This window comes from Methylobacterium litchii, from assembly GCF_038442315.1.
In the GTDB taxonomy this organism is placed as follows: Bacteria; Pseudomonadota; Alphaproteobacteria; order Rhizobiales; family Beijerinckiaceae; genus Methylobacterium; species Methylobacterium litchii.
In genome coordinates, this window is the sequence record NZ_JBBXMY010000025.1 from 41,741 (window position 1) to 48,776 (window position 7,036).

General features: G+C 68.5%; 5 protein-coding genes and 1 pseudogene. 3 read left to right on the forward strand and 3 right to left on the reverse strand.

All coding sequences use genetic code 11. The features are described from left to right. Positions 1-96: 96 nt before the first annotated feature. Positions 97-1,524, forward strand: a complete 1,428-nt coding sequence (locus AAHF99_RS25400) for a phosphomannomutase (protein ID WP_342167131.1) — start codon at positions 97-99, stop codon at positions 1,522-1,524. Here AAHF99_RS25400 and AAHF99_RS25405 read toward each other — a convergent pair. Further along, on the reverse strand, positions 1,513-4,455 hold the full coding sequence (locus AAHF99_RS25405) for a bifunctional [glutamine synthetase] adenylyltransferase/[glutamine synthetase]-adenylyl-L-tyrosine phosphorylase (RefSeq protein WP_342167137.1): 2,943 nt from the start codon (positions 4,453-4,455) through the stop codon (positions 1,513-1,515). The genes AAHF99_RS25400 and AAHF99_RS25405 overlap by 12 nt on opposite strands. Before the next feature lie 183 nt (positions 4,456-4,638). Between AAHF99_RS25405 and AAHF99_RS25410 the strand changes: the two genes are divergently transcribed. Further along, positions 4,639-5,037, forward strand: coding sequence for a hypothetical protein (locus tag AAHF99_RS25410; RefSeq protein WP_342167132.1), 399 nt, complete (start codon positions 4,639-4,641; stop codon positions 5,035-5,037). An 18-nt stretch (positions 5,038-5,055) separates the two neighbouring features. On the opposite strand, the gene darG is transcribed toward AAHF99_RS25410, so the two are convergent. Together darG and darT are read right to left on the reverse strand one after the other, a co-directional pair. After that, positions 5,056-6,135, reverse strand: a complete 1,080-nt coding sequence (gene darG, locus AAHF99_RS25415) for a type II toxin-antitoxin system antitoxin DNA ADP-ribosyl glycohydrolase DarG (RefSeq protein ID WP_342167133.1) — start codon at positions 6,133-6,135, stop codon at positions 5,056-5,058. Continuing rightward, positions 6,135-6,776 (reverse strand): type II toxin-antitoxin system toxin DNA ADP-ribosyl transferase DarT, encoded by a 642-nt coding sequence (darT, locus tag AAHF99_RS25420; RefSeq protein WP_342167134.1) that lies wholly within the window; start codon positions 6,774-6,776, stop codon positions 6,135-6,137. The genes darG and darT overlap by 1 nt, the downstream gene beginning before the upstream one ends. A 176-nt stretch (positions 6,777-6,952) precedes the next feature. Between darT and AAHF99_RS25425 the strand changes: the two are divergent. Continuing rightward, positions 6,953-7,036 (forward strand): annotated as a pseudogene (locus tag AAHF99_RS25425) (IS5/IS1182 family transposase); the annotation flags it as partial.

Sequence of the window (7,036 nt, forward strand, 5' to 3'; positions counted from 1 at the left end):
CTTCGGCACCGGCCTGCAATCGCGCTTTGTTGCGGCGCCCTCTTCGCGTAATTCGTGGCGACACCCTGCTTTGCCATCGACGCCAAGGGAGCCGCTGTGAGCAGCCTGAAATTCGGAACGAGCGGCCTGCGCGGCTTGGTCGTGGACCTCGTAGGAGGGCCGAGCTTCGCCTACGCGCAGGCCTTCTTCCACGCCATCGCGGCGGGCCACCCCGGCGAGCGCACCGTGGTGATCGGACGGGACCTGCGGGCGAGCAGCCCGGAGATCGCGGCCACCGTGGCGGAGGCGGCGGCGGCCTCCGGCTTCGCGGCCGTCGATTGCGGCGCCCTGCCGACGCCGGCCCTGGCCCTCGAGGCGATGCGGCGCGGCGCCTGCGCCGTCATGGTGACCGGCAGCCACATCCCGGAGGACCGCAACGGCCTGAAGTTCTACCGGGCCGAGGGCGAGATCACCAAGGCGGACGAGAGCGCCATCCTGTCGGCCCTCACGGCCGTCGCGGAGACCGGCGGGCCGTCGGCGGCCTCCCCGGCCACCCAGGAACGGGGGGCGATCGAGCGCTACCGGCAGCGCTACCGGGACGCCTTCCCGGCCGACGCCCTCGCCGGCCTGCGGATCGCGGTCTACCAGCAGAGCTCGGTCGCCCGCGACCTGCTCAGCGATCTGCTCGCGACCTTCGGCGCCGAGGCGGTGGCCATCGGCCGCTCGGAGAGCTTCGTGCCGATCGACACCGAGGCGCATCGCCCGGAGGACATCGCCTTCATCCGCGAGGTCATGGCGTCCGGCGCGTACGATGCCCTGGTGACGACCGACGGCGACGCCGACCGGCCCTTGATGGCAGACGGCGCGGGCCGGATCGTGCGCGGGGACATCCTCGGCCTGATCACCGCCCGCCACCTGGGCGTGGACACGGTGGTGGTGCCGGTCACGGCCGGCTCGGCCCTGGAGCGCACCGGCGGCTTCCGCCGGGTCGTGCGGACGAAGGTCGGCTCGCCCTTCGTCATCGCCGGCATGGAGGCGGCGCGGGCGGACGGGGCCACCCCGGTCGCCGGGTTCGAGGCCAATGGCGGCTTCCTGCTCGGCTCCGACGTGGTGGTGGGCCATGGCCGTCTCGCGGCCCTGCCGACGCGCGACGCGATGCTGCCGATCCTCGCCACCCTGGCGGCGATGCGCGCCTCCGGCGGGACGCTGGCCGAACTCGTCACCTCCCTCGACGCGGGCGAGATGGCGAGCGACCGCCTCCCGAACACGCCCTCGGAGCTCAGCGGCGCCTTCCTGGCCCGGCTCGACGACGCGGCCTTCCGGGCGGACTTCCTCCGCGCGCTCGGCACACCCCAAGCGATCGACCGGCAGGACGGCGTGCGGATCGAGCTGGACGGAGGGCGGACGATCCATTTCCGCGCCTCGGGCAACGCGCCGGAGCTGCGCTGCTACGCCGAGGCGCCCTCGGCCGACGCCGCGCAGGAACTGGTGCGCTGGGGGCTGGCGGCGGCCCGGGATGCGATGGGCGGACGTTCAGGGACCTGATCGCGAACGCCGCCCGCTGCGGGCGGCGAGAGTCGCCTTGAGCGCGACCAGCAGGGCGCGGACGCTCCTGCGCTGGACGCGCAACTCGGCCGCGAGCGCACGGGCATCCGGCAGGTTCATGGCGTGGGCGATGCGCCGCGCGGCGTTGGCCGGGGGCGGCTTGGTGGCGTCCTCCAGGGTCAGGCGCTGCCACTGGGCGGCGGCGTCGAGCACCGCGTGGGCCTGCGCCAGGGCCTCCGCCGCCTCGGGCGGGATCAGCCCGCGCTCCCCCGCCCGGTGCAGGACGTGGCCGGCCTCGCAGCCGACGCAATCCGTCAGGTGGCCCGCGAGGATGAGGGCCTGGGCCAGGAAATCGAGGTCGAACAGCCCGCCCGGCGCCAGCTTCAGGTCGTGCGGGCCGGCATAACCCCGCGCCTTCGTCACCAGGGCGCGCATCGCCCCCGCCTCGGCGCAGAGGGAAGCCGGGTCGCGGGGGCGCGTCACGACATCGGCGATGATCCCCTCCACCTCGGCCGCGAGGCTGGCATCGCCCGCCACGATCCGGGCGCGGGTCAGCGCCATGTGCTCCCAGGCCTCGGCCTCACCCCCTTCCGCGTAATAGGCGGCGAAGCCCTTCACCTGCACCGCCGGCGGCGCGTGGCTGCCGAAGGGGCGCAGCCGCAGGTCGACCCGATAGAGCCGCCCGCGCCGCGTCGGCACCGTCAGCGCCGCGACGAGGCGCTGGGCGAGGCGGTTGTAGGCCACCACCGCGTCGAGGGGGCGCGGGCCGTCGCTCATCCGGGCGTCGGGGTCGAAATCGTAGACGACGACGAGGTCGAGATCGGACGCGGCGGTGAGCTGGCGCGAGCCGAGCCGTCCCAGCGCCAGAACGCAGCAGCGCCCGCGCGGCACGGAGCCGTGCTCCCGCGCGAAGCGCCGCGTCTCGGCCTCCAGCACGAGGCCGACCGCCGCGTCGGCGATTCCCGCATAGGCGTGGCCCGCCTGGGCCGGCGTGATCAGGCCGGAGACGAGCCGCGCCCCCGTGACGAAGCCCATCCGCCGCGCCGCGTCGCGGCAGCGGTCGAGGAGATCCTCGTGGGTGGCGGGCTCCCCGACCAGCGCCCGGTACTGGCGGGCGAGGGCTTCCGGCCCGAAGACCGGCGCGATGAAATCCGGCTCCAGCACTGCGTCGAGGACGTGGGGGCTGCGCCCCACCGTCTCGGCAAGGAGCGGCGAGGCGCCGAGCAGGTCCGCGAACAGCCCGCGCAGGCGCTCGTGCGAGCGCAGGATCGCCAGGAGTTCCGCCGCCGCCGGCATTCGGGCGAAGGCCCGGTCGAGGGTCAGCAGCGCCGCGTCCGGGTCCGGCGTGCCGCCGAGCGCCGTCAGGAGGGCGGGCAGGAAATCCGACAGGATCTCGCGGGCGCGCCCGCCGCGCAGGGCGCCGTGGCGGCCGAGCTGCCAGTCACGCACGATGCCGTGAGCGCGCGCCGCCTCGCGGAAGCCGAGCCGTTCGAGCCCCGCGAGGGTTGCGGGCTCGGCCTCGCCGGGGCCGAAGGCGAGGGGCGCCGCCGCCTCGGCCGCTCCGCCCTCGAACAGCAGGGCGTAATGCCCCTGCACCCGGGCCGCATGGGCGAGCAGGGCCTCGTCGAAGGCCGCGCGGGTGGGAAAGCCGCAGAAGCGCGCGAAGCCCTCCAGGGCGTTGGGATCGGAGGGCAGGCGCTGGGTCTGCTCGTCGCGCAGCATCTGCAGGCGGTGCTCGATGGTGCGCAGGAACGTGTAGGCCTCGGTCAGTTCGTCCCGCGCCCGCGCGTCGATCCAGCCCGCCGCGCACAGCCCGCCCAGCGTCTCGACGGTGCGGCGGCTGCGCAGGGCCGGCTGCCGGCCGCCGAAGACGAGCTGCTGCGTCTGCGCGAAGAACTCGATCTCGCGGATGCCGCCGCGCCCGATCTTGATGTCGTGCCCTTCCACCGCGATCTCGTCGTGGCCGCGCACGGCGTGGATCTGCCGCTTGAGGGCGTGGATCTCGGCGATGGCCGCGAAGTCGAAGTGGCGGCGCCAGATGAAGGGGCCGAGTTCGGCCAGGAACGCGTCGCCGGCCTCGATGTCGCCCGCGATCGCCCGCGCCTTGATGAAGGCCGCGCGCTCCCAATCCTGCCCGATGGACTGGTAGTATTCGAAGGCATAGGCCGTGGAAAGGGCGAGCGCGGTCGAGCCCGGATCGGGCCGCAGCCGGTAATCGACCCGGTGGACGTAGCCGTCCGCCGTGCGCTGGGACAGGAGCTTTCCGAGATCCTGCGCGACCTTGCCGAACACGGCCTTGGCCTCCGCCCCGGCGACGGCCTCGGCGCGCGCCGCGTCGTAGAAGACGACGAGGTCGATATCGCTCGAATAGTTGAGCTCGCCCCCGCCGAGCTTGCCGAGCCCGAGGACGAACAGTCCGCTTGCCCGGGCGGGGGCATCGGGATCGACGAGGCGGACCCGCCCCCCGGCGGCGGCCCGGCGCAGCAGCGCATCGAGCCCGGCGGCGACGGAGGCGTCGGCGAACTCCGTCAGGGCCCGCGTGACCGCGTCGAGGCCCCATGCTCCACCGAGATCGGCGAGCGCCACGAGGAGCGCGTGGGCGTTCCGGTTCGCCCGGAACCGCTTGCCGATGGCGGCGAGGTCGGCCTCGTTGGCGCACGAAGCCCCTGCCGCCCGCTGCCCGGCGACGAGATCGGCATGGGCCGCCTCCGGCGCCTGCTCCACGAGGGCGACGAACCGCTCCGGCGCCCGCACCACGCTCTGCCACAGGAACTCGGAGTGATCCGCGAGGCCGAGGAGCAAGTCCCGCAGGGGCGGCGTCAGGAACCCGTCGGGGAAGGCCGGCGCGATCTCCGCAAGCCGCTCGCGGGCGAGGGGGGACGCGACCGGAGGAAAGCGCGGCCGCAGCCGCTCGCGCAGGGTGCCGTCCATCCGCATGAGAGGGCCTCCGAAAGCATCCGCCGAGGGCTGAACCCACCCTGTGCGCAGACCGCGTCCGTCGCGCCGTGTCAATCGAGACAACTTAGAAGAGATGATACATGAGATAGCTCGCGCCTCGATTGACGAATTGTCGGGGCGGCTCAACCTCAGCGCGAACTGCGCGAGGCGATGCACATGGGCTGGAAGCGAAATGCGGTCGCGAGTCGGTCCCGCCGCGGCCTCCCCTTCGTGCTCGTCCTCGTCGCGGGGCCGGTTCTGGTCCCGACCTCCCTCTTCGGTGCACCGGCGTTGCCAGCGGCGCCCGTTTCCGTGTCCGCGTTGCCCGTGGAGAAGGTCGAAGCGAAACCGGCGGATGCCTCGTCCGCAACGAGTACCGCTGCGATTGTCCAACTGCTCATCGCGCGCTCGATCGCCGCCTATCCCGGCCCGTGTGCCTGCCCCTACCAGAGCGCACGCAACGGCTCCTCCTGCGGGAAACGCGCCGCCTACGTGCGCCCGCGCGGCCATGCGCCGCTCTGCTACGCGACGGATGTCACGCCGGAGATGATCGCGGCGTATTGGGCTGGGCATTGAGGCAGGCGGTAAAGGCCTTTAGTGCACCATAATTATCTTGCGGCCGGCAAGTCGCTCGAGAGCGAGCGCGACGACGCGCTCGTCGAAGATACGCGCCTTGCGCGCTGCTGAGCCTGCGCCACCGGGCCACTGCTTGATGCCTTGCATCACCGCCACAACGGATGATTCAGCACCGGCCCGATGTATGAGCCAATGTACAGTGGCGAGAAGCTCCATCCCGTAAGGCGACTCAAAACCATCGATAAGAGCAGTCGTTTCTTCTAAACCAGCAAGGTAATCCTTGCCTTCGGCTTTTAGATAAGCGGCGATCCGATCGCGTTGGCTGTCTTCGAATCTTACGAGATCCAGAGGGCTAGCATCGGCAAGGCGCTTATCGCAGTGCAGATAAGTCCCATCCATGCCATTTAGCAAATGCCTGAGCCGATCGGCGTAAGGCCCATATCGATGAGCTTCAAAGGCAAGCTTCAAGGGGTTCTGCGAAGCCGAGGTTTTGATTGCATACTCCAGCAGGTAAGCTAGTTTCTGCACCTCCAGCAAAGAGCACTCAAATCCCAGCACGGCGTACCGACGAACGAGTTCTGCAACCAAAGCGCTTGCCGGCGTGAGAGATTTCCGTCCTTCCCGCTTCGAAACATTTTGATACGTCGCCGTTGGCTCGTACACGATGACTTCGACGTTCGGGATGTTTCCCAAAGCGGCCTCAATCCGTGGACGCACGTCAGCCCAGTTCAGACCGCCGTTGCCGCTGCCGAGAGGCGGCACCGCAATTGAGCGGATGCCCTTCTCCTCGATCACACGCCGGAGATCGGCCAAGCCTTCCTCGATCCATGCCATCTTGGATGGAAAGCGCCAGTTGGCTTTGGTCGGGAAATTGATGATCCACCGTGGGCCGGTTAGGTGGCTGCGCTCAATCACAAACATGCGGCCTGTGGCTACCTCACCTGCCTTGCAGGCAGCCGCATACGCCCGATAATTCTCCGGGAAATTCTCCTTGAACATCAGGGCAATACCCTTGCCCATCACGCCTACGGTGTTCACCGTGTTGACGAGCGCTTCGGCAGGAGCATCAAGTAGGTCGCCTTGTGTGAAGGTGATCATCAGAAGTACCAACTTGGCATGGTGCGCACTTGCAATGTCGTTCCTGATTTGTCCACATGCTTTTGTACCACGGCGCCGACGTGGTCGTTGTGGACCGCGATGCCTTTCAGGCCAGTCAGTGGTACATGCTCGTGGATCAGAGCCTCCGCTTGATAGCGCTCAACGCGCTCCGGGTTTCTGGGGTCTTTCCGGAAATCCTTCGCTCTGAGCGCCTCCCAATCAATCTGGTCAAGCTGGTGAGCCTCGCGGTAGAAATTTGCTGTCGCGAGGTAAGCGTGGCGGTCTGTGAAGATAATATTAAGTCCACTGTCTATTGCATGATTTATCGTGCTAACAAGTATTAATATATCATCATTCGGCCTTTTAACGATGCCATTGTATCCGGTATTTATATTGAGCGCCATCGGCGAATAGGGAGTGAAATAGAACGGCACATAATCGTTTAAGACGCCGCGTGGATCAATGGGGACAGCGCGTCTTCCTCGTCGATCAATGAGATCAAGATTTCCTATGTTCACATAGCGAGGGTCCGAACCTCTAGCATTCTTAGCGAACAGGCCTCCCGAGAGGACGAGCGGAAAGTTCTCCCGATGCACGATGCGGAAGATGTACCCATTCTCCTGCTTTAGAAAAGCCATCATAGTAGAAGTCCGCCAGCCCTCTACGGTCGACGCCGAAGCTCCCGTGCGACCCAGATTGTCAGGTCGCTGGGGTTTCGACGGTCAGCTTAGCGGACAACGGTTAGCAGTTTACCATCGCCGATACGCACGAGCACTTAGAGCCTCTAACAAAACCGGGTTTGGCGCGTTGAGTGGAGATGGCGAGACCGCTCCTTCCCGATGGCCTGTGGGCCGAGATCGCACCGCTGCTGCCGCCTGAACGGGCCAAGCCGAAGGGCGGT